Source organism: Embleya scabrispora DSM 41855, from assembly GCF_000372745.1.
Lineage (GTDB): Bacteria > Actinomycetota > Actinomycetes > Streptomycetales > Streptomycetaceae > Embleya > Embleya scabrispora.
Map to the genome: position 1 here is coordinate 77,793 of NZ_KB889673.1, position 22,222 is coordinate 100,014.

16 protein-coding genes and 3 pseudogenes are annotated in these 22,222 nt (G+C 69.9%); 8 read left to right on the top strand and 11 right to left on the bottom strand.

Annotated features, from left to right (window positions below; translation table 11 throughout):
- Positions 1-7: 7 nt before the first annotated feature.
- From A3IC_RS56390 to A3IC_RS70180, 4 genes and pseudogenes are all read left to right on the top strand, one after another.
- Positions 8-1,240: a hypothetical protein gene (locus tag A3IC_RS56390; RefSeq protein WP_020552723.1), complete on the top strand. Its 1,233-nt coding sequence runs from the start codon at positions 8-10 to the stop codon at positions 1,238-1,240.
- Between the two features lie 52 nt (positions 1,241-1,292).
- Complete coding sequence (locus A3IC_RS71280; RefSeq protein WP_020552724.1) at positions 1,293-2,696, top strand: hypothetical protein; 1,404 nt, start codon at positions 1,293-1,295, stop codon at positions 2,694-2,696.
- Positions 2,697-2,833: 137 nt separating this feature from the next.
- Positions 2,834-3,469: pseudogene (locus tag A3IC_RS73620) on the top strand (ISL3 family transposase); the annotation flags it as partial.
- 523 nt (positions 3,470-3,992) lie between these two features.
- A complete protein-coding gene (locus A3IC_RS70180) occupies positions 3,993-4,355 on the top strand; it encodes a transposase (protein ID WP_026218689.1) in 363 nt (120 codons plus the stop codon).
- A gap of 264 nt (positions 4,356-4,619) precedes the next feature.
- Here the strand turns inward: A3IC_RS70180 and A3IC_RS0124635 are convergent, their stop codons facing one another.
- Positions 4,620-4,925 (bottom strand): hypothetical protein, encoded by a 306-nt coding sequence (locus A3IC_RS0124635; protein WP_020552727.1) that lies wholly within the window; start codon positions 4,923-4,925, stop codon positions 4,620-4,622.
- A gap of 520 nt (positions 4,926-5,445) precedes the next feature.
- Complete coding sequence (locus tag A3IC_RS0124640) at positions 5,446-6,036, bottom strand: hypothetical protein (protein WP_020552728.1); 591 nt, start codon at positions 6,034-6,036, stop codon at positions 5,446-5,448.
- Between the two features lie 805 nt (positions 6,037-6,841).
- Here A3IC_RS0124640 and A3IC_RS0124645 point away from each other — a divergent pair.
- Entirely contained in the window at positions 6,842-7,099 is a 258-nt protein-coding gene (locus tag A3IC_RS0124645) for a hypothetical protein (RefSeq protein WP_158696087.1), read from the top strand.
- Between the two features lie 552 nt (positions 7,100-7,651).
- Positions 7,652-8,377, top strand: coding sequence for a hypothetical protein (locus tag A3IC_RS0124655; protein ID WP_020552731.1), 726 nt, complete (start codon positions 7,652-7,654; stop codon positions 8,375-8,377).
- Between the two features lie 560 nt (positions 8,378-8,937).
- Here A3IC_RS0124655 and A3IC_RS0124665 read toward each other — a convergent pair.
- Positions 8,938-10,122 carry a hypothetical protein gene (locus tag A3IC_RS0124665; protein ID WP_020552733.1) on the bottom strand — a complete coding sequence of 395 codons (1,185 nt, stop codon included), beginning with the start codon at positions 10,120-10,122 and terminating at the stop codon, positions 8,938-8,940.
- Complete coding sequence (locus A3IC_RS0124670) at positions 10,119-10,391, bottom strand: hypothetical protein (RefSeq protein ID WP_158696088.1); 273 nt, start codon at positions 10,389-10,391, stop codon at positions 10,119-10,121. Before A3IC_RS0124670 ends, A3IC_RS0124665 begins: the two co-directional genes overlap by 4 nt.
- Before the next feature lie 868 nt (positions 10,392-11,259).
- On the opposite strand from A3IC_RS0124670, the gene A3IC_RS0124675 reads away from it, so the two are divergent.
- On the top strand, positions 11,260-11,652 hold the full coding sequence (locus A3IC_RS0124675) for a hypothetical protein (protein WP_158696089.1): 393 nt from the start codon (positions 11,260-11,262) through the stop codon (positions 11,650-11,652).
- A 323-nt stretch (positions 11,653-11,975) separates the two neighbouring features.
- Here the strand turns inward: A3IC_RS0124675 and A3IC_RS0124680 are convergent, their stop codons facing one another.
- Positions 11,976-14,069: a hypothetical protein gene (locus A3IC_RS0124680; protein WP_020552736.1), complete on the bottom strand. Its 2,094-nt coding sequence runs from the start codon at positions 14,067-14,069 to the stop codon at positions 11,976-11,978.
- Positions 14,070-14,580: 511 nt separating this feature from the next.
- Between A3IC_RS0124680 and A3IC_RS0124685 the strand changes: the two genes are divergently transcribed.
- Complete coding sequence (locus A3IC_RS0124685; protein ID WP_026218690.1) at positions 14,581-15,804, top strand: hypothetical protein; 1,224 nt, start codon at positions 14,581-14,583, stop codon at positions 15,802-15,804.
- A gap of 358 nt (positions 15,805-16,162) precedes the next feature.
- Here the strand turns inward: A3IC_RS0124685 and A3IC_RS71285 are convergent, their stop codons facing one another.
- The 6 genes and pseudogenes from A3IC_RS71285 to A3IC_RS0124710 all read right to left on the bottom strand — a co-directional run bounded on the left by A3IC_RS71285 (position 16,163) and on the right by A3IC_RS0124710 (position 22,198).
- Complete coding sequence (locus tag A3IC_RS71285) at positions 16,163-16,639, bottom strand: YidB family protein (protein WP_020552737.1); 477 nt, start codon at positions 16,637-16,639, stop codon at positions 16,163-16,165.
- 313 nt (positions 16,640-16,952) lie between these two features.
- Positions 16,953-17,141: pseudogene (locus tag A3IC_RS73625) on the bottom strand (recombinase family protein); the annotation flags it as partial.
- Positions 17,138-17,377, bottom strand: a complete 240-nt coding sequence (locus tag A3IC_RS71290) for a recombinase family protein (protein WP_020552738.1) — start codon at positions 17,375-17,377, stop codon at positions 17,138-17,140. The gene A3IC_RS71290 and the pseudogene A3IC_RS73625, both read right to left, overlap by 4 nt.
- A gap of 86 nt (positions 17,378-17,463) precedes the next feature.
- Positions 17,464-17,793, bottom strand: a pseudogene (locus A3IC_RS73630) (hypothetical protein); the annotation flags it as partial.
- A 423-nt stretch (positions 17,794-18,216) separates the two neighbouring features.
- On the bottom strand, positions 18,217-18,420 hold the full coding sequence (locus A3IC_RS0124705; protein ID WP_020552740.1) for a cold-shock protein: 204 nt from the start codon (positions 18,418-18,420) through the stop codon (positions 18,217-18,219).
- A gap of 1,408 nt (positions 18,421-19,828) precedes the next feature.
- On the bottom strand, positions 19,829-22,198 hold the full coding sequence (locus A3IC_RS0124710) for an ABC transporter ATP-binding protein (protein ID WP_079026653.1): 2,370 nt from the start codon (positions 22,196-22,198) through the stop codon (positions 19,829-19,831).
- Positions 22,199-22,222 lie beyond the last annotated feature (24 nt).

Consider the following 22,222-nt stretch of genomic DNA (forward strand, 5'->3'; position numbering starts at 1 on the left):
GATCCGGGTGACCGTCTCCAACGGCGGTCACACCGCTGTGCGGTGCACCTCCCTCGCCGTCGAGCTCCCCATCGGCACCCGGCCCCGCGACCTCGTCACCACGGCGCAGGGCATCGAGGCGACGACCACCACCCCGGGATGGTCCCGGCCCACACGAGAGGTCGACGCGAACCGCGTGCGCTTCGAATTCGTTCCTTCCACGCCCGAGGACGGGATCATCACCGAGGACCCGGTGGAGTTCGTCCTCACCGGCGTGCCCGTCAACAACACGGTCGGCGTGGCCTACCCGCGGATCGTGGAGACCTCCGCCAAGGGCCAGGACGCCCCCGTCGCCCGCACGCGCTTCGCCCGGCTGCCGAAGTTCCCCGCCGGCACCACGACCACCCTCCCGGTCGGCACCAACCTGCGCGTCTACGCCGGCGAGGCGCCGATCGACGGCCGCCCACCCGCGGTCAGCGTCCGACCGGGAAGCAAGGTCACCGTGGCGTGGAACCCCGCACACGGCGTCGTACGCCGACTGCACCACCGCGACCAGCAGGACGGCGAGATCATCCCCGACGGGGTGACCCAGATGGTGTGCGGGCCCCTGCTGCGCGAGACGACGTTCACCGTGCAGACCGTCTCCCAGGTCGACGGCACCGTCAACCGCTACGACTCGATCACCGTCCAGGTGGACGTACCCCAGTACCCGAAGGTCACCATCGCCAACGCAGTCCTCGCCGGCCCGCTCCCGAACAGCGTCATCCGCATCGAATCCCCCGCCACCGTGGCCGGGACCCTCTCCGTCAAGGAGGCGATCACGGCCGCAAGCACCCTGGCGATCACCGGAACCGTGACCGCACCCGCGATCACGGCCGCCACCACCCAGTTCGCGGGCACCCTCGCGATCACCGGCGCCCTGACCGCGAACAACCTCACCGCGGCCAGGGTGACCACGACCAGGGGCCTGACCGCGAGCGGACGCGTCGACATTCTCAAAGCCGGAAGGCAGGAGCTGTCCGCCGCCGCCGGCGGCGGCTCCGCGACGTTCACCACCGACGGCCTCATCCTGGCCAACGCCCACCAGAACGGCAATCTCACCCTGTGGGTACGCATCACCGGGGGCGCGGAGTTCCGCACGGGCACCGGGGCCGGGCTCGGCACCCTGATCGCACCCGTGCGAGCCGGGGACACCGCCACCTGGGGCGTCACCGGCACCGGCGGAACCCACACCTTCCACTGGTACGCCTTCGGCGTCTGACCCACCGCCACCCGCCACCGGCCACCCTCTCGACGCGCAGGAGGCCCCCGCCATGACCGGCACGCCGACCACACCCACCACGACCACCGAACCGCCACCCCTGCTCACCTACACCTGCGAAACCACCCCGCAGGACCTGATTCCCAGCGACCCCGTCGGCGAACTCTCCCTGGCCCGCCTGCGGTTGCTCGTGTCCAACCCGCTGCCCGACCCCGTGCGCTGCGACCGGATCACGATCGTGCTGCCGGTGGGCACCATCGCCGCCGACCTCGCCGAGACCGGGGTCGGCATCGTCGCCACCGCCACCCCGCACACCTGGTCGGTGGTCGCGATCCAGGAAGACGTCCTGATCGCCGTACCCCAGGACGGTACAGCCGAGTTCACCCGCTCCGACCACGACCGCCAGGACCAGGTCACCGCGAGCCTGGCCATCCAACTCGACGGCATCAAACTCAGCCGCAAAGCCGGAACCGCCCGGCTGCGCATCATCGAGAGCAGCACCACCGGCCCCGGCGAGCCCGACACCGAACGCCTCCTGCAGATCCCGCTCACCAAGTCCCGGCCCCCCAGGCGCCGACGCGACCTGCCCGCCGAGAGCGCGTCGACCACCACGACGGGCGACGACACGCACAACGAGCCGACGGACACGGCCAACCTCTCCGCCCGTCTGACGACCGCGCCCGGCGCCCCACCCGCGACCCTCCTCCCCGGGACCACCCCGTTCCACCTGACCTGGCAAGGACCGACGGGAGAGCACGTCCTGTACGCCCGGGCAACCCCGAACGGGACCCCGATCACCTTCCCCCACCGCGTCGCCGCGCTCGAACGCGACGAGACGTTCCTCGTCAAGACCACCTCGAACGGCATCGACCGCTACGACTCGGTCACCGTGACCGTCGACAAGCCCCTCCTGCCGGGCCTGCGCGTCGACTCGCTGCACGGAGCCCCCGCGCTGACCATCGCCGGCCCCGCGACCACCTGCACCGCAACCCTGAACGTGGCCCAGGCGACGACGACCGACAAGACCTGCACCGTCACCCGGGGCGTGAGCGTCACCACCGCGATCACCACAACCGCCCTGACCACGACCGGAGCGATCACCGCCACCGGCACGAACCCGAAGGTCACCGCCGGCACCCTGACGGTGACCGGAGCCCTCCAAAGCGACGACACCCTCGACGCCACCAAAGGCCCGGTCTCCATCCTCGGCAACCCCGTCGTCGCGAACGGGTCCCAGACAACCGCATCGGCTTCCACCGACGGCTTCCTGGTCGGGTTCCACACCCTCGATCAGATCGAACTCCGAGACGGGACACAGGCCTGGGCCTTCGACAAGGGATACTCGCCCACCACGGCGGCACTGCCCGTCCACCGCGGCGACCAGTACTCGGGCCTCTGCCCGAACCCCGGCGGCACCCCGGCCCACTTCGCGTTCTACCCGATCGGGAAACCCTGAGCCGCGATCGAGGTGCCGGCCCCGGCGACGCCCGCTGCTGGCGGGCCTTGAGCACCGTGGTCAATCCATCCGAACTCAAGTGCCTACTGCCGCACTTGGCCGATCTGACGTTCGAATCAATCGACGCCGGTGGGGCGGTGATCCGAATACGGGCGTGTGCTCGATCGGACGCATCGTCTTGTCCGGACTGCGGAACCTCCTCGGTATCGGTCCACAGTCGCTACGAGCGCCGGTTCGCCGACCTGCCCGTGGGCGGTCGTCCGACTCGTATCACCCTGCGGGTTCGTCGGTTCTTCTGTCGCACCGAGGGGTGTTCGCGGCGAACGTTCGTCGAGTGTTCCGATCGTGTGGTGCTGCGCCGAAGGCGTCGTAGCGTGCGGCTGTGCCGGGAGCTCACCTCGATCGGTCTGGCCCTGGCCGGGCGGGCCGGGGCCAGATTGGCGGCGACTATGGGGATCCAAGCGAGTCGTTGCACGATGTTGCGCTTGGTCCGAGCGGTACCCGAACGGGCTCCCGCGGCGACGCCGCAGGTGATCGGAGTGGACGATTTCGCCCTGCGCAAGGGCTCCGTCTACGCGACCGTGATCATCGACATGGAATCGCATCGGCCGATCGACGTGTTCGCCGGGCGGGATGCGGCCACCCTCGCGGCCTGGCTCCGGGACCGGCCCGGCATCCGCATCATCTGCCGCGACCGAGCGGGCTCATACGCGGAAGGCTGCCGTATCGGCGCCCCGCACGCCATCGAGGTCGCGGACCGCTGGCATCTGTGGAGGAACCTCGCCGAGGTCGTCGAGAAGACCGTCGTCACGCACCGCGCCTGCCTGCGCGAACCGTCCCCGACACCACCCGTCGGCGCGGAGGAGCCCACCGGCCTCGAAGCGTTCGAGAGGCGTCTTTCGGACGACGAGAGGTCACGAGCCGAACAGGCCGGACCCAGGGAGAGCGATCCGCACCGCCTCATCGTGCGACGGACCCGCGAGCGTTACGCCGCAGTCCAGGACCTGGTTGGCCGAGGGCGTTCGTTCAAGGCGATCGCCCAGGAACTCGATCTGTGTTTCAGGACCGTCCGCCGCTACGCGCTCGCCTCCACGCCCGAAGAACTGATGGTCAAGGCGGTCAACCGGGCCAGTTCCCTCGATCGGTTCAAGCCCTACATCCACATGCGATGGGTCGAGGGCTGCACCAACGCGAGCGAACTCCACCGCGAACTGCAGGACTTGGGATGGCGCGGAAGTCAGAGCAGCTCACCCCGCAGCGGCCACACCCAAGCCGCGTCGCGTCGTGCAGTGGATCATGACCGAACCCGAGAACCTCTCAGCCGGTGCGGCCACGCAACTGAAGGACATCTTCGCCCGTTGCCCCGAACTCGCGGCCGTTCACGTCCACGTGCGCACCTTCGCCGACGTGATCCGAAACCTGGGCGGGACCCGACTGCCTCAGTGGCTCAGCCGGGTCCGAGCCGACGATCTTCCCGCGCTGCACAGCTTCGCGAACAGCCTCCAACGAGATCACGCCGCCGTCTTCGCCGGGCTCACCCTGCCTTGGAGCAACGGACCGACGGAAGACGCCGTGAATCGGATCAAGATGCTCAAGCGCCAGATGTATGGCCGGGCCAACCTCGATCTCCTGCGGCACCGCATCCTGCACACTCGCTGACGACATCACCATCAGTCACACATTCACGCTTCCCGAGACAGAGCCGAGAGATGTCAGCGGCTTGGCCGTGGGAAATGTCCATGCGCGCGGTCACGGTGTAGTGCGCGGAGGAGGAGCGCCGCAGGACGTGCGTCCCGGTGCCGGCGTGGGCGCTGCCTCGGGCGCGTTCGAGCGTGAACTCGACGCGGGTGCCCGCCGGCCCGTCGGGGTCCGACGAGCCGGCGCACAAGGCCGTCAACGGTCAGCGTGTTCCGACAGCCGTTGTCATTTGGGGATGCCCTCCAGGGAGGCATGCACGGAGGCGTTGCTGTTCCTGACGTCGAAGAACCCGCCCGCGGTGGAGCCCGTGCTCACCAAGACGAACGCACGGGCGAGTTTCTCCAGCGCCTCGGGCGCCCCACCGGGGTCGGCATCGCCGGCCCGTTCCGCCGCGCGGCCGATGGCAGCGAGCAACCGGTCGCGGGCATCGGTGACGGAGGCGGGCTGCTCCACCCGGACCACCGTCGCCGGGATCTGCCGGACGCCTTCGTCGACCGCCGGTTCGATGGCTTCTGCTTCACTACCGGTCACGGGTCCTCCTCGGATCGGACGCACAGGGCCGGGCCGACGACGCCGGACGACGCCGCGTGACCCGCTTGATGATCATTCAGCCACGGGGCACACGGCGCAGTGTTCCCCCTCGGTGATGGCCGATTCCCGCCGACGGTCGACGGAAAACGGCTCCCGGCCAAGCCTCCGACCCGGCGAGCCCGAGGAATCGGCTGACACTTTTCCCGGCCGATCCCACTGACACTTTCACCAACAACACCGGTGGTGTCGAAGGCAGAGACAACGTCAGTGGGAACGGCGAGGTTCTGTCAGTGGGTCGGCAGAGTTCGTGTCAGTAGGGGGTGGCGGGGGTTCCGTCGTTGTGGCCGGTGCCGGGTCGGGAAGCTCGGCCATCAGGCGGAGGCTGTACGCGACGCCGGGGGCGATGGTGTCCGTGGTGGGTCCGCGGTGGATGAGCGGGCCTCGGCGAGGGTGTCGAGCGCGTGGTGTCGTCGGACGGTCGGGCCGGTGTCGTCGTCGATTCCGCCGTCGGGCGGCGGCGTCACAGGAACACCTGCTCCAACTGGTAGGCGCGGGTGTCGTAGGCGAGTTTCCCGTCGACCATCTTGAGCGGGCTTCCGGCCTGCGGGTCCACCGGGGCCATGGCCCGCCTGCCGATCCAGTGCTGCTCGACGGGCGTGCCCGCGGGGTACACGGGGTCCCGCGTCAGGATCGCGTAGACACGGTCCATGGAGTTGGGCCGGCCCTGCGGGATCCATCCGGTCGGGAAGTGGTTCGAGTCGTCGATCACCTGCGCGACCGGGCTCGTGCCGGTGCGGCCGATGCCCTGTGCGGTGGCCCGGTTGATGTAGACGTAGGTCAACAGCCCGCCGCCGATGGAACCTTGACCCAGTGCCCAGTGTTGATGAAGGTCGCCGTCGTCGCGGCGAGCCAGGGTGAGGACGGGGCTGTACCACTCACCGTCGAGCCGGGGCGCGGTGACGACCAGATCCTGGTTGGCGACCGGACGCAGTACGAAGTAATCGACGGCCGAAGTCGTTTCGGTGGTACGCGCGGCGGCGGCCGCCACCTGCTCGGGGGTGAGGTCTCCTCGGCCGGCGGGGTCCCGCAGCCTCTCCCAGCCGTCGGGCACGACGATTCCGTCGGGAAGGAACCGGTGGGTACCTCTGGGTTCTCCATCAGGCGATCCTCCACCGCTGGCCCCGCCCGACACCTTCTCGGAGACGGTTCAGCAATATGGCCGGATCGCGGCGGCCGTCCGCCGTCCGCCGTACCCACGCCGACGAAGCCGTGCCCGCGCCCGGCCGTCCCGGACCCCTCGGCGCAGACGAGGCCGCGCCACACTCCGACGCCGCCGGGCAGGCGGCCGGCGCACCGCCCACGCCACCCACGCACAAGTCGCCCGACGGGCGGTGGCACATCGACGCGCGACAAGCGCCACCACCACGAGCAACGACCCGGCGACTCACGCGCCGACGCCCGAAACCGGGCCACCGAGGCGAGCATCTCCAGGCTGCGGGACAAGGTCGTGAACCAGTCGCGGTAGCTCCGCGGGCCCGGGCATCGCTTCCGCCACTGCGGCCATCGGAGGGACACGCCGCCACACGACACCGCAACGGCCACCTCCGGCTGCCGTCGCCCGCCACCGCCCGATTCCGACCGAACCGCCGGCTGGCGACGGCGACGGTGGAACGCGACATCCCCTTCGACTTCGACGCAGCTTCTCCCACCGACAACAACTTCGCCGACACGCTGACACTTTCTTCGCTTTCGACAGTCAGTGGATCCGGATCGGTGCGGGTGCCATGGGTTGTCCCGTCGGGTGGGTGGTAGGTCGTCGGGTCCGAACAGGCAGAGAGGGTGGCGCCGTCCGCACAGGCCGTCATGGGACGATCCACCGGAGTCGGCGCCGAGCCGGCCAACGAGGAGGGACAGCCATGCCCGAAGGAAAAGGCCCAGCCCCAGTCACCATCCCGGTGACGAACCATGACGACACGATCAAGCGGATCGAAGCCCAGGCCGCAGAACTCGCCCGTTCGCTGAGAGAACTGGCGAACGCACCATCCGAAGTCAAGGCACAGGCACGATCGGCCTTCGCCAAATCCTTCTCTTTTCAGGACTGTGATCTCGATTGGGAGCCGGCCACTCAGATCACGACTCCCGGATCGCTGATCGTCCCTGCGGAACTGGGCTAGAGCGGATCAGCCTCGGCCGCGCATTCGGGGTTCTGCCTGAGCGATCTCTACTGCTGACAGGACCCGTCCCGGGTGAAGGAGTGTTCGCCGACCCACCCAAGGGTCGTGTCAACGCCGACCGGCGGAGGAATCCCCACCACGAAGACCGTCTTCGCCGTGGGCCCCTGAACCACCACGCGCCGCGCCTACGTGTCCCGCTGTCGAAAATACGACGGCGGGACACGACACGTTCGACCCCGAAACAACCCGGACCGACGACCGACCGCTGACATCTTCCCGCGGCGAACCCCGATGACAGATAGAGGCTCTGGCACGGGAAGCGTGAACGCCTCTCGTCGGGAGCCGGGTTGGCACCGGCGGGTCGCGATCGGTGCTGGTCGGCCGAGGGTGCACGCGGGTGGACTCCTGGCGTCTGAAGATCGTTCACGCTTCCCGTGCCAGAGCCAACTTGTCAGTGGATTTCGCCACGATCAGATGTCAGTGGTTTCGGCGTTTGACGCGGTCTCGGATGGGAGAGCCAGACTGGTCGTAGTCACCCAAGGAGATTAATTCGTGACAGAAAGTATCCATTCGGCGTCGGACTTCGAGACACCCGCCGGCATCGCCGAGATCACCGCCGGGGCCGAGAGCGACGCGTCGCCGCCCGCGAACGCCCTGACACTCCAACAGTTGCGCGACGGGAGCAGCCCGACCAGGCCCCCGGAGCTGGTCGCGCACCAGTTCGAAGGGGCCGGGTGGATGTACTCCCGGGTCGTCAAACTCCAGTCGTTCTACTACTACTCGGCCAAGCCGGAGCCCTTCCTGGACGAGTGGACGTCGCGGTCCGACAAACCGGGCGAGGTCTGTGACGGCGGGTACATCGACCGCAGCTACGCCCAGTACGACGAGGGCAGGTGGGTGTTCGCCTTCCGCGCGAACGGCACGCCCCCGCCGCCGTTCACGCACTCGTGCCGGCTCGCGAGCCTGCGCGACGGCCGGATGGAGTACAAGGTCAACGGGCCCGCCGGGGACACGCTCTTCCCGACCGACGACTTCGGCAGGCGGGGCGACCTGGAGATGGACGTGGTCGAGGTCGTCCCGAAGGTGATCGCGATCGGGGCGCGTCGCTCCTTGCAGGCGCACGGCACGATCTCCACCCTGATCAGGTACGGGGACCTGGTCGCGTTCCGCCCCCCCGAGAGGTACGCGTACATCAAGTGGGACGGGATGGCCGCCTTCGGCGGGCCCGACGGCAACACCACGAGGGTCGACTGCCTCTGGTGCGTCGTCCCCGCGTGACACACCGCCGGGAAGGGCGGGACGCCCTCGAGCCGGGAGGCGTCCCGCCCCAGGGTGTTTTCGTCGACGTGTGATCCGCGCGGTGACGCCGTCGGCGGGGTGGTGGACGGGTTCGGTGACCGGTCGTACGCAGTCGGTCCGCGACGGCCTCCGTCACCTCGGCGGCTTCGGGCAGGTGGCCCGAAGCCGCCGATCCCGAGGGGACGGGGGCCTTCGACCGGAACGACTGATCGCGCCGTCGGGGCGGAAGCCCATCGAGATGTCGTCCGACAACCGACCCCACCCGCCCCTGTTGTCCGCGGCGAAGTGACAGCGGCTCTCGCCGTGAACATGTGTCGGCAACCGGGTTCGGGTCGTGGGGCCGGCGCTGTTCACGGGAACAGGCTCTGGCTCGAGTTCCGAGTTCTGTGATCCGTCGCCATCGGTGCCCATGGTCCGGGGGTGGTGTCCGTCGAAGCGCATCCCCTGCATCCGGTCCGGGAGCCGTGTGAGGCCCCGGCCTGGGTGAGGCCGGGCTTCACGCGGCCCGATGGGTGGTGTCCTGTGGCCTGGGGCGGGTCTCAGACGGTGGCGGTGACGGTGGCGCCGCTGAGTCTGTCGATGCGGGCCCAGCCGTCCGCGTCGGGCGCGTCGGCCCTGAAGATGTGCCAGTAGCCGCCCTTCTTGTCGGTGTTGGAGGTGCTCACGTACAGCGTGTAGTCGCCGGGGTCGATGTTGGGGACGAGGGCGTCGTGGCGGAAGCGGCCGTCGGAGTCGAAGCCGCCGGAGAAGTCCACCTGGTGGCCGGCCCCGCTGCCGTCGGCCCTCGTGAACCGCAGGATGCCGGAGACGGACGCGTGGTACGGGGGGCCGTAGTTCTCCGGGTAGTAGCCGAACCCCCAGTAGTAGGCGGCCCGGGCCTCCCAGGTGGCGATGGCCGCCGTCCTGCCGTTCTTCAGGGTGGCCGGGGTGAGCAGGACGCGGTGCGTGATGCGGGACCAGCCCTCCGCGCCGAGGTCGCTGCGGTACTCGCCGGCCACGGGTGTGCCCGTGCTGGCGACGTCGTCCCGGGTCGCCGGCTCGGGGCGGTCGGGCGCCACGTAGCGCCAGGGGCCGCGGTTGACCAGGAGCAGCGCCTCGCGTTCCGCTCCGGCCGGCCCGTGCTTGAACGTCAGCAGGGCGGGCAGTTCCTGTGACTCGCGGCCTTCCACGTCCCGGGCCCAGCCGTCCTCGGTGGTCCAGGTGGTGTGCCGCAGGCCGCCCTCGGGCGTCGTGTAGACGGCGTGGAGCCTGCCGTCGTAGGAGGCGAGGGCGGGAGGGTGGGTCGACACGTGGGTTTCCGGGAGCAGGGTGCCCTCGCTCCAGGCGGTGCCGTCGAACACGGCGTGCCACAGCCGGGTGTCGAACATCGTGCCCCGGACGAGGTGCAGCTTGCCGTCGTGCATGCCCCGTGAGGACGGCCCCAGCGAGTCGCCGCGGTCGGGAGTCTTCACCGCGGCCCCGTTCGCCCGGGCCGCCGCCCATGTCCCGTCGGCGCCGCGGACGAAGTGCACGAGGTCGTTGTAGCAGTTCTGGGCGACGACGTGGGTCGTCCCCCGGAACGCGGCCGCGGCCGGCCAGGTCGCGGAGGCCTTCATGGCGTTGGGGGCGGCGGACCACACGGGCGCCCCGTCCTTGCTCCCCAGGACCGCTTCCCTCAGTTCGTAGTTCGGGTGGGCGGTCGTGAAGGCCCGGTAGACGAGGCGCAGGGTCCCGCCGTCGTTCACCAGTGCGGGGGCAACGGGCTGTCGACACCGATCGCGGTGTCCGGGCGCCACTTGCGGGCGGCGGCCAGGGCCTCGGAAGCGGCCCGGATCCCCTTCTCCCGCTCGGCCGCCTCCGCCTCGGAGGCATTCTCGGGCAACGGCTCGGCGGCCGTCTCCAACGCCTTGACGAACGGCTGCACGGCGGCCGGCGTGAAGGGGGTCCACATCAGCGGGGCCTCGATCCCGGGCTCGCCCTTGCCCTTGTGGGCGCAGTACACGGTTCCGTCCACCGCGGCGAGCACGGGGCCCTCGCGCTGAGATGGCCCGCGAACGGCTCCGGTCTGCTCCAACCCTCCCCGCTCGTGTACACCGACCGCCACAGGCTCTGCTGGTCCACGTCCGCGTCCGTCACGTCCCGCTCCTCACCCGAGTCCACTCACCCGCGCCCGACCCCGGGGGAGCCGACGGAGGCGGGCTCCCGGGCCGGGCACGAGGATGATCACCACAAACATCACACGGAGTTCCACATCCGGGACTCTGTGTAGTGGATTTATTCGATCGGGTCGCCCGCCTCGAACCAACACCCGCCGGACCCTGATCATCGCCGGCTGCCTCGCCCATCGCGGCGAACCCGAGGACGCGGAGCACGACCTCGACGACCCCGGGTCGCGCTCACCGCCGACGTCCTCTACAGCCTCGACCCGTTCGACCCCGACCGGCTACCGCCCACCGATCGCAGCCGCCGGCCACGGCGCCCCCGCTGACAAACCTCATGGCGGAACCGCTGACACCGACTGGTGTCGAAAGCGAAGGAAGTGTCAGCGTGTCGGCGAAGTTGTTGTCGGTGGGAGAAGCTGCGTCGAAGTCGAAGGGGATGTCGCGTTCCACCGTCGCCGTCGCCGTCGCCGTTGCCGTCGCCGGCCGGCGGTTCGGTCGGAATCGGGCGGTGGCGGGCGACGGCAGCCGGAGGTGGCCGTTGCGGTGTCGTGTGGCGGCGTGTCCCTCCGATGGCCGCAGTGGCGGAAGCGATGCCCGGGCCCGCGGAGCTACCGCGACTGGTTCACGACCTTGTCCCGCAGCCTGGAGATGCTCGCCTCGGTGGCCCGGTTTCGGGCGTCGGCGCGTGAGTCGCCGGGTCGTTGCTCGTGGTGGTGGCGCTTGTCGCGCGTCGATGTGCCACCGCCCGTCGGGCGACTCGTGCGTCGACGCGATGGACCGGCTCGTGGCCGCTCCACCGACGACGCGCGTTCCCCGTACTACTACCGCCACGGCCGCCGCCACGACATCGACCCCATCGAGGCCCAAGCCATCGCCGCTGTCATCACCGAGAGTGATAACCCGCAGCCCGTGTTCGTCGTTGACGACTACACCAGGGCGAACCTGATCACGGCCGGCTGGCTCGCCTGCCACCCACCCGAAATCGAGGGGGACGAGGTGTTCGGCGATGCCCGGATCAGTCTCAGCGCGGACGTCCAATACAGCCTCGGGCTGTTCGAGCCGGACGATCTCCCGCCCACCGATCGCTCCACACAACCCTGGCACCCGTACTGACAAAGCTCGTGGCAGAACCGCTGACAACGACTGTCAAATCGCGCTGATACTTCCATGTCAATCAACAATCGCTGTCGACCGACGCGAAGGTGACAGCAGTTCTCGCCATGATCAAATGTCAGCGGCCTCGGTGCCCGTTCTTCGGATCGACGCATGTTCGGGACGGTGGGCGGCGGCGGGGTGCTGTGCGGGTTTGTCCGCACGCGGACGTCGCCCGTGTGGCGCGGGCCTGTTCGAGGCGGCGACCCGCCGTCCGCCGATTGCCGCGGTGTCGTGTCCGCGTTCGGGCCCCGCCTTGTGGGCGGGCCCGGACACGGGTCGGGTCAGTAGCGGAAGAGGAGGACGGTGCGTCCGTAGGGGGCGGTGGTGTCGCCGGGGATGGGTCCGAGGTGGGTCAGGGCCGGGGCGTCGGCGCTGGAGATGTTGGGGATGGTGCTGAAGGAGCTCCAGGTCTTGTCGCCCTTGTCGTCGCGCATGGACCAGTAGAGCTGTTCGTTGGTGCCGGCCGCGCGGACGACGCAGATCGGTCGGCCGTAGTTGAAGCCGAGGGCGGGGCCGGCCGAGGTGGTGCCGGGCAGTCGGACCGGGTCGCCCCAGGTGAATCCGTTGTACTCGGACACCCAGATCTGGTCGCCGGTCCTGCTGCGGTAGGCGCACAGGAAGACGGAGCCCGACGCGATCATCAGCGCGGGGTCGGGGGCCGCGCCGGGGCCGGGGATGATGAACGCCGTGCCCCACCGGGTGCCGTCGGACACCGCGTAGCGGACCCTGTCGGCGATGGTGGTCACGGCGCAGAACAGTTGCGTGTCGCTCTGGGCGGCCAGGGCGGGTGCCCCGCGGACGGTTCCGGGGGCCACGCCGCCGAACGTGACGGGTTCGGGGGTGGTCCAGGTCGTGCCCTGGAGTTTGCTCAGGTACAGCGTGTCGTCCTGGTTGAAGGCGCAGTGCAGGACGTTCTTGAACCAGGCCAGGGCGGGGCGGTGTCGTGTCCTGCCCGCGGGTCCGCGGGTGAAGGCGCCCCAGGTGGTGCCGTCGGAGCGGGCGTGCCACAACTCGCCGGGGCCGTCGCCGAAGGACTGGACCATGCAGTCCATCGCGGTGGAGTGGGTTCTGGAGGTCAGCGCGGGTGCGCGGCTCATCGCGCCGTTGGGCAGGGGCGCGGTCGCGGCCCAGGCGGGGCCGCCGGGCTTGCCGGGTGTCCCGTCGAGGCTGGGCAGGGTGATCGTGTGCGGTCGGGTGTTGACGACGGCGGTGCCGCTGGTGACGAGCACGTAGTGGCCCTCGCCCTTCTTGCCGTTGAAGTGCCAGCCCGCGATGGGGGTGGAGGTGCCGGTGGCCCACGCCTTCAGGGCGGCGCGGTCGAAGACCAGGGTGCGTTCGGCGACGTAGTCGTCCGGGTTGGAGAAGATCTTCATGAACCCGCCCCACGCCAGGACGAGCATGTTGGCGATCTCGACGTAGTCGATCAGGTCGTGGTATTCGGGGACGTCGAAGTGCCCGCCGTAGTCCTTGAGTTTCTGGGCCAGCAACTGGAGCAGTCCGGAGAGCGTGTTCAGGGTCTTGTACATCTCGTCGAACCAGCCGGGCGGGCTCTGGTCCCGCTCCCAACACACGACGGTGGCGGTGACGAACGCGTCGGCGGAGGCGTTGAACAGGTACGTGCCGCCGTCGATCTGGTGGATCTCGTCCTTGTCGACGTCGCCGTAGGCGCGGGTGACGTTCTCGTGTCGGTGCCCGGTGTCGGAGGAGGCGGCGGTGCAGAAGTAGATCTCGTCGCTGCCGCTCCACTCGTCGGACTCGCGGTAGCACTTGAAGTACTTCAACTCCACCAGCACCCTGTCCAACGCGCCCGCCGTCCCCGGCCCGCCCTCCCCGGCCGCCGGGGCCGGCTCGTCGTCGTGGTGGTCGGAGGCGGTCACCAGGGTGACCCCGTACCCGTACTCGCCCAAGCCCGCCACGAATCCCGCGTCGTCCGCCGCGGCCCCCTCCTCCGGGCGGTCCAGGTCCACCACGTTCAGGTTCGGCTGGGTCCCGGACTCCGCGCGCAGCGCGGGCACGTCCTCGACCAGGTCCGCGAACTCGTATCCGTCCTCGATCGCGCGCTCGGTGAGCGTGGCCGGCAACACCGACCCCGTGGCGCGGGCGGCGTGCTCCTGCGCGTAGACGCGGCCGAACTCGCGGATCTCCTCCTCGGGCACCATCACGCGCAGGAACTCGAGCATGCCCTGTTCGAGTTCGGTCGGCTCCAGGCCCGCGTCCAGACGGGCCGCGGCGCGCAGCATCACCCCGTACAACAGGTTCGCCCCGCGCGGCGGCGCCGTGCGCCCGCCCGCCCGGACCGCCAAACCGCCTCGGAGCTGCGCGCGCAACCGCTCCGGACGCTCGTGGTGGGAAACCTCGACGTACTCCGCGGACATGGGACCTCCAACGCCGGTCGGACAACGGACGCGCCCCGACGGCGCGTACTCGTCCCATCCGACGAACACACGGGGCGACCGATCGGGCTCCGGGCCGGTTCGACCGACCCGGACAGGTGTGTCCCGTCGAGGGAAGGAGTACGACGCGCACGCGACGCACTCCCGATCATCCCCATGAAATCACTCTCCGGAACAGATCATTTACGGACAGTTGGTTGGGGGTGTGCCGTCCGTCGTCCGCCGCGAGAGTGGGCCCCGTCTCGGGAAGCACGGATGACCTTGATGATCTTCCCGTCGTGGATCGGGCGCCGCGAACCACATGCCGGGCCGCTGCATCCGGCCATACGGTGGCTGGTTGGGGGCGAGTCGGGCGATTTCGGTCCCTGGATGCTTGGGTCGGCTCTAGCGTGTCGGGGACGCCGACCGATGAGTTCAGGGAGTGTTCGTGGGCAGTAACGACGCAGGATCCGCCACTTCGCCGAGTGCCTCGGGGATTCACCCCGGCGGGGCCGTGACACCGGGTGCCCTGGTCGCCGCCGGGTCGGACGACTCCGGGCAGGTGTCGGGGATCCTGGAGGCCGCCGAGGGCAGGAGGATCACGGCGGTGGCCGCCTCGGCCGCGGCGAGTCTGGCGGTGACCGAGGACGGCACGCTGCTGGTCGCCGGAGAGGACCTGTACGAGCTGGTGTCGGGGATCCTGGAGGCCGCCGAAGGCAAGAAGATCGCGGCTGTTTCCGCCTTCGACGCCACCGCTGTGGCCGTGACGCGGGACGGCACGCTGCTGGCCGCCGGAAGCGGCGCGGCGGAGATCGTGCGTGACACCCAGGGCAGGACGGTCAGGGCCGTGAGCGCCGGCTCCGGATTCGCTCTCGTGGTGGGCGAGGACGGCATGCTCTCGGCCGCCGGACGGGACAACGGCGGCCAACTGGCGGCGATCCTGAAGGCCACCGAGGGCAAGAGGGTCACCGTCACGGACTGCGGCTCGGGCTACTGCTTCGCGGTGACCGAGGAGGGCACTCTGACCTCGTCGTCCAGTGGCACGTCGTTCTCGGCGCAGCTCGTGAAGGCCGCCGAGGGAAAGAGGATCAGGGCTGTCTCGGCCGGCAACGGGGTCGCCCTGGCGGTGACCGAGGACGGCGCACTGCTGGCCACCGGAAACGACGGCTCCCAGCAGGTGTCGGGGATCCTCAAGGCCGCCGAGGGAAAAAGGATCACGGCCGTGGCCGCCATCCACAACGTGTGCCTGGCGGTGACCGAGGACGGCACACTCCTGGGCGCCGGAGCCGACACCTCCGGGGTGCTGCCGGAGATCCTCGACGCGACGGCGGGCAAACGGGTCACGGCGCTGGCCCGCGGCGCTCTTCACTTCCTGGCCGTGGCACGGGAACGCGACCGGGACTGCGGACCGCTCGAACCCCGGCAGATCTGCGCCTCGCTGCACACCACCGGCGACCCGCAGGACACCCACGCCCTGGTCCTCAAGGTCGGCGACGACCAACAGCAGCTGGTCTCCGGCGAGTCGTGCAGGGCCGTCGACACCCAGAGCACACAGGCCACCCACGTCGTCGTCCGGCGTGTGTCCACCGCGCAGGACCTCGCCACCGGCTCGGTGTACTTCACCTACGACCACGGCACCGGCGCGGTCGGCATCGACGAGGACAAGAGCCAACTGCCACAAGCCCTCACCTGCCACAGGTCCGACGTCAACCGGTTCACCTTCACCTGGACCCCGTGATCCTTGGTACGAACCGGACCGGCCGGGCCGAGCGTTGTGGGTGGCGAAGTCCGCCACCCACAACGCTCGGCCACGGAACCCGGGAAGCGTGGGTGATCCCCACGTCGTGGATCGGGCGTCGCGAACCACATGCCGACCGGCGCGATTCCTCGCCGGTGCCGCCGAGTGAGCGCGCTCGCCGGGCGATTCCCGCTTCCGGGGACAGGGCCCGAATGCGGCAGCGGGTTCGCCATGAGGGAACGTCCGCGGTTTCGGCCGTCGATCGCAGCGCCCGGGTCGTGTAGCCCCGGGCGGACAGACGCGGCCGCTGATTCGTCCGGCGACCGCGCCCCCGGGCCTGCCCTCGACCGCGGGCCGGTTACACCGGGGGCACGGCGTCGAAGATCATCGTCACGGTGCCGGTGTAGTCGCCCGGCGTGAAGTTCGTTCCCCTTGCGCTGATGCTCAACGGGGCCCTGTAGTTGACGTCCGATTCGGATTCCCCGACGACCACCCGGGGTGAGAGTGTCAGCCCACGGGCCCGGACACTGCCGGCGCCGTCCGGCGCGAGGGGCGGTGCGGCACGGCCGTCGGGGGATGCCGTGTCGATCAGTTCGGGGAGGGCGAGGGCGATGTCCGCGGCGAGGTTGCCGGGGTCGCGTCCCAGGGATTCGGCGGTCCGGGCGAGTTCGTCCTCTCCGACGGCCAGGGTGATCTGTTCGGCGGTCACCGGCTCGTTGGGTCCGGAGCCGACCCAGGACCGCAACTGCGGTTCCAGGCCCGCGTCCGCGAGCCCCTTCACGGAGATCGACAGGGTCGTCGGCGCCGGAGCGCCCTCGTTCACGGGATCGGTCATGCAGGAACCCCTTCCCACCGTCCGGCCCCCGGAAAGATCGTCCTTCGCCGCTGTCGGCCGAACCCGGTGTCGGACGCGGAGAACGTGTCGGTGCGTCGGCGAAGTCGTGGTCGGTGATGTGTCGTGCGTGGTTTCGCCGGCTTCGGCGAGTGCGCGGTACACCACGCGAGCGAGGGCGGTCGGCCGGCTTGTTGCGCAGTGCCAGGGCGAAGACGAGCATGTCGTCGTCGACGACCCTGAGCCGTCCGCCGTGGCGGCCCTTGGCGGCTGCGACGTCCTGGCCTTCGAGGGTCTTCTCCCGGATGTAGTCGCGGTCGAGTTGGGCGGCCACCGCCAGGACGGCGAAGAGCATGGCGCCCATGCCGCTGGGGTCGTACACCCCGGTGAGCGGGCCAGTGAGGAGTTCGAGGGAGATGTCGCCGGCCTGGAGATCGGCCGACAGCCGCATCAACTCCGCCGCGTTCCGGGTGAGCCGTTTCAGCTCGTGCACGGTCAGGATCACGTTCTTGTCGGGAGCGGCCTCCTTGAACCGGTGGGCGAGTTGCGGGCCTTGTCCAGTTCGGGTCGGACCTTGATCCGGGTGCTGATCTGTTCGCGGAAGATCTTCGAGCAGCCGGCCTTCTCCAGGGCTTCGATCTGGCTCGCGAGTTCCTGCCGGCGGGTGGGTGTGCGTACCCGATCCGGATCGGCCCGGGTGCGCCGGCCGCAGCCGTGGTCGGTGCGGGCCGTGCGATCCACGCTTTCCCGGGACGGCGGTCGGCGGGGGTGGCCACGTCGAGGAGTTCGCGCAGCGCGGGCACCAGGACGAACCGCGACGTGTGGTACTTCACCGCGGTCCTCCCGGCCCGGGTGCGGCACGGACTCTCCGCCGGCGCCGCGCACTTGGGGCAGTCGTGGCGCTCGACCGCGTCGGCGGCCCGATCCGGGGTCCACTCCATACGGTTCAGCGTCGCAGAACCCTCTCGCGCAATCCGCCGGTTCTGCGAGGAATTGTGCGACGGGAAACAGGGGCGATCCGGACACGATTCGCGGTGTCGGCGGGTGTGTCTCATCCGACCGTTTGTGAGAGGACTGGGCCCACCCCGGCCCCGCCCCGAACTCATGTTCATCGCATGTCGAGCGCGGAGAGCGCCTCGAGGCGTTCCGGTGGGCATGTGGCGTGTCGTTGTCGCGCGTTGGCGAGGGCGATCCCCAACTTGACCGGGTGTGTCTTGCCGTCGTGTTCGACGGTCTCGACGTGCTCGCTGGGAACCGTGCACCCTTGTGTCGCCGTGTCCACCCGCCGGACGCTTCACCGTCGAACGCCCGTTGCGGGCATGGATCCACACCACGTCGCCCACGACGCGGACACCGTCCACCGCGAGTTCCTCGACGTCACGTCGTCGCCCTCACTGGGGCCGGGCGCGAGTCGCCTCTCCCGCGGTCGGCGGGTGCGTTCGAGGCCGTGGACGCCGGAGGCGACGTCCCGGCCCGGGTTCGTCCGCCGCGTGGGGGTCGACGGCCCGCCCGGACCCACGGTCGGACGATCCGAGCGAGACGGCGTGGTCGGCGGGTCCGGGGGTGGTGGTTCGGGTGTGTCAGAGGGGGCGGACCTGCTCGGCCTGCGGGCCTTTGGGGCCCTGCGAGGTCGAGAACTCGACCCGTTGATTCTCGGTCAGTGACCGGTGTCCGGAGGAGTCGATCGCGGAGAAGTGCACGAAGACGTCCGGGGTGCCGTCGTCGGGCGCGATGAACCCGAACCCCTTCTCGTCGTTGAACCACTTCACGGTGCCCTGAGCCATGCGATGCCATCCCTGTGGAGCCGGAAGCCGGACACGTGATCGCGCCGGGAACGCGTCGATCCTCTCAAGGCCCCACGGCCGGGAAACGGGTCGGCGCGCGGGGAGTTCACCCGAATGACGCACACACATCCGCTTCGGCGACACCGCAGTGGTCCCTCCTCGGCCGACGCCGAACGAGACCCCGGCCCCACCCGGCCCCTACCCCGAACTCACGTCCATCGCATGCCGAGCGTGGAGAGAACCTCGAGCCGCTCCGGGGGTGGGTGGCCCGCCGCTGCCGCGCGTTGGCGAGGGCGACCCCCAACTTGACCCGGTGCGTCTCGCCGTCGTGTTCGATGGTTTCGACGTGTTTGCGGGGGACGGTGAGGTGGCCTTCGCGGTGCCGGTACGCCGCGGCTGCGGCGAGGGTGAGCGTCCACCGATCCGCCCGTACCGCCCCTGCCGCCGACTGCTCCTTCGGTTCGGTGACGTCGACGCCGTTCTCGGCCCGGTACGCGGCGATCCGATTCTTCGGCGAACCTCGGCTCGGGATACCCCGATGGATCGATACCGGGCGGCATGGGCTCGGCGAGGGCGTCGACCCCACAGGTGGTCGACGCCCTCGGCCTTCCCCGTCGCGGGGGCACAGCCCGCATGTCCGTCGCCGACGAGCCCGCGGACCCCGCGAGGGGTGTGTGTCCACGATGACGGCGAAACGGTTTCGATCGCACGGGGTTGACCCGGATGCGAAAACGTTCCCTCGAACGTGTCGGCCGCCATGAACGTGCCGCGCCGGGACCGACTCCGGCGCGCGGGCCCCTCGCTCGTTCGGACGCGAGCGCGCCGCAGCAGCGCTGCCCGGTGGGCCGGGCCAGGGTGGTGCACAGCGCGATCAACGCGCCACGGGCCTTGCACAACGACAGGAACTCCTCGTGGGTCGGGCCGGCCCGGCGCAGGTTCTCCAGCTCCCGGACGGAGTCCGGGAGTCCGGGTGGGCGTCGGCTCATGTGGGCGTCCAGCGCCCGGCACAACGGCTCGACAAGGGCGTGCGCCTCCCCGGCGGCGGCCAGGGCCGACACCAGCGGCGAGGAGCCGGCCACGGCGGCGCGTTCGACCAGGGTGGGCACCGTGGCCGCGACAACCCTGGGTATGGATCCGGCCCCACCGGATGACCGGGTCGTCCTCGCCCGGGTCCTCGAACGCGCCCGGCACCGGCCCGGTCAACAACAGTTCCCACCTGGAGCGCGACATCATGCTCTGCGGGGGTTCGGCACCCGCCCCACCGCGAGTTCCCGACGGGTACCCTGGGCCGCCACCCACGCCCGCACGACGCATTCGCCAACGCGCTCACCCGGCCCCGCCGGGCCCGGGAGCACCGGTGATCGTAACTCGATCATCGCCACGGTCACTGCGTCGCGATTGACGCGCGTCAGGCCGGTACGTGCGGTCCGTCCTGCAGTTTCCACAGGTTGGCGTAGGTGCCGCCGAGGGCCAGGAGTTCGTCGTGTGTTCCGTGTTCTCCCACGAGGCCGCCGGGGCTCATGACGTAGATGCGGTCGGCGCCTCTGACCGTGGACAGTCGATGTGCGATGACGACCATGGTGCGGTCGGTTCCGAATGCCTGCAGGGCGTGCTGGATGGCGGCTTCGGTCTCGTTGTCGACGGCGGAGGTGGCCTCGTCGAGGATGACGATCGGGGGGTTGCGCAGGATGGTGCGAGCCAGCGCGATGCGCTGTTTCTGTCCGCCGGACAGCGCGGCTCCGCGCTCGCCCACCGAGGTGTCGTAGCCGGCGGGCAGATCGGTGATGAACGAGTGTGCCCCGGCGGTGCGGGCGGCGGCGACGAGTTGTTCGTCGGTGGCGTCGAAGGTGCCGTAGCGGATGTTGTCGGCGATCGAGCTGTCGAACAGGAAGGGCTCCTGGGTGACGTACCCGATGGCCTGGCGCAAGTCGGGTAGGCCGAGGCCTCGTACGTCGGTGCCGTCGAGGAGTACTTGGCCTTCGTCGGGGTGTCGGAAGCGCATGAGGAGTTTGGCGACGGTGGACTTGCCCGCGCCGGTGGTGCCGACGATGCCGGTGGTCCTGCCGGGGGCGATGGACAGGGAGGTGTCTCGGAGTGTGGCGGGTCGTCCGGGGTAGGCGAAGGTCACCTTCCGCAGTTCGATCCTGCCTGTGACCCGTTGTGCGGGGAGCGGGCGGCCTTCGATGCCGGATTCGATGGGCAGGTCGTGCAGGCTCTCCACCCGGTCCAGGGCGGCGAGGGTGCGCTGGTACTGGTCGGTGATGGAACCCAATCGGGTCAGTTTCCCCAAGGCGTTGGCCGGCATTTCGATCAGCGGGCCGAAGGCTTCGGCGGGGAGTCGACCGTCGAGGACGGCTCGGCCGCCCAGGAGCAGGGTGCCCACCAGCGCCGAGCAGGCGGACAGCCGCAGGATCTGGGTTTGGGCCGCGGCGCTGCGATCGGTGGCGTTGTTGGCTTCGCGGTAGTTTCGGCTCAGGTCGCGGATGCGCGTGCTCTCGTGTTCCTCGGTGCATACGGCTTTGATGGTGCTGTGGGCCTGAAGGTTGTCGGCCATGCGGTTGTGCAATCGACCTCGGTGCTCACCGGAGGCGATGTGGTCGGCGACGGCGCGCTCGTGGAACCGGAAGGACAGCCAGGCGACCAGCGGGACCGGCGCAAAGGCGACCCATGCGAGTTGCGGCGCGAGCAGCATGTACACGGGGATGAGAACAGCGAGGCTGGTGGCCAGTTGGACCACCTCGTGCAGGTTGCCTCCGACGAAGCTCCCCAATTGGTTGATGTCCTCGGTGAGCACCGTGTTGACGCGACTGGTGCGCTCGCTCTCCAGATCCGCCGGGGCCAGTTGTTGCACGTGGCCGTAAATTTGGGTGCGCCAGTCGTCCTCGACCGTCTGTCCCAGCCGGCGCCACGCGACGTCGGCGCCGTAGCCCAAAGCGGCCATGGTGAGGCAGGCGAGCGCGGCGGCACCGACGAGGACGGGCAGTTGGGTGGCGACGCCCGCGATGCCAAGCCGGGCCAGGATCGTGCTCTCGCCTTTGGCGAGCAGCAGGACGATCGAGGGGACCAGGGCGTAGAGCGTCATCTCCGCCAGCTGGGCAAGTACGGACAAGGTCGTTGCCGTGCCGAGCTTGCGCTTGTGCCGGCCGATGATGCGTCGGAGCGGCCGGCGGTGTGGGGTCGTTTCACCCGGTCGTGGCGGTGTCCGGTCGGATCGTCGCCACGCCCTTTTGACCACGATCGCGCTCGCGGCGGCGGCCAGGCCGAGACTGACGAGCGGGTTGGCGAGCAATGTCATGCCGAATTTGCCGCAGGTCGCGATCGCGACGCCCGCGACCGCGCCGCGGAGCACCGTTGCCGACCGCTTGCTGTGTCGCGTCGGGGCGGTCGGCTCCCCCTGGGGCCGAGCGGGTTTGGAGCCGTTCGACGTATCGGGCGATGCGAGGGGACGGTCGGCGTGTGTTCGCGCGTACTCCAGGCTCCGTGCGACCGCCTCTCGCGCGTAGTCGGCGATGTCCCGAGAGGGGACCTCTGGGTCGTGCAGGATCAGCATGCGCCCGGTGGCCGGGTTCGCGCGTGCCTCGACGATGTTCTCGTGCCGATTGAGGTAGGTCTCGATCAGTCGGGCGAGGACGGGGTTGCCGTACAGGCCCGCGACCTCCCAGCGTTGTCTGCCCGGGATCACCGAACGGGCACGCGGTGCTGTCCGAGGATGCGGGTTGCGGGTCACCCGGCTGTGGGTCACCGGGCTGTGGGCGCGTCTGGCTGTTGGCAAGGACATCGCGACAATCACCGGTTTTCGGGA

What these genes read in the sequence shown, in the direction of transcription:
- A3IC_RS71280 (WP_020552724.1), top strand. Translation starts at nt 1,293, where the DNA reads ATGACCGGCACGCCGACCACACCCACCACGACCACCGAACCGCCACCC.
- A3IC_RS70180 (WP_026218689.1), top strand. Translation starts at nt 3,993, where the DNA reads ATGACCGAACCCGAGAACCTCTCAGCCGGTGCGGCCACGCAACTGAAG.
- A3IC_RS0124645 (WP_158696087.1), top strand. Translation starts at nt 6,842, where the DNA reads ATGCCCGAAGGAAAAGGCCCAGCCCCAGTCACCATCCCGGTGACGAAC.
- A3IC_RS0124680 (WP_020552736.1), bottom strand. Translation starts at nt 14,069, where the DNA reads ATGTCCGCGGAGTACGTCGAGGTTTCCCACCACGAGCGTCCGGAGCGG.
- A3IC_RS71285 (WP_020552737.1), bottom strand. Translation starts at nt 16,639, where the DNA reads ATGACCGATCCCGTGAACGAGGGCGCTCCGGCGCCGACGACCCTGTCG.
- A3IC_RS0124705 (WP_020552740.1), bottom strand. Translation starts at nt 18,420, where the DNA reads ATGGCTCAGGGCACCGTGAAGTGGTTCAACGACGAGAAGGGGTTCGGG.
- A3IC_RS0124710 (WP_079026653.1), bottom strand. Translation starts at nt 22,198, where the DNA reads ATGTCCTTGCCAACAGCCAGACGCGCCCACAGCCCGGTGACCCACAGC.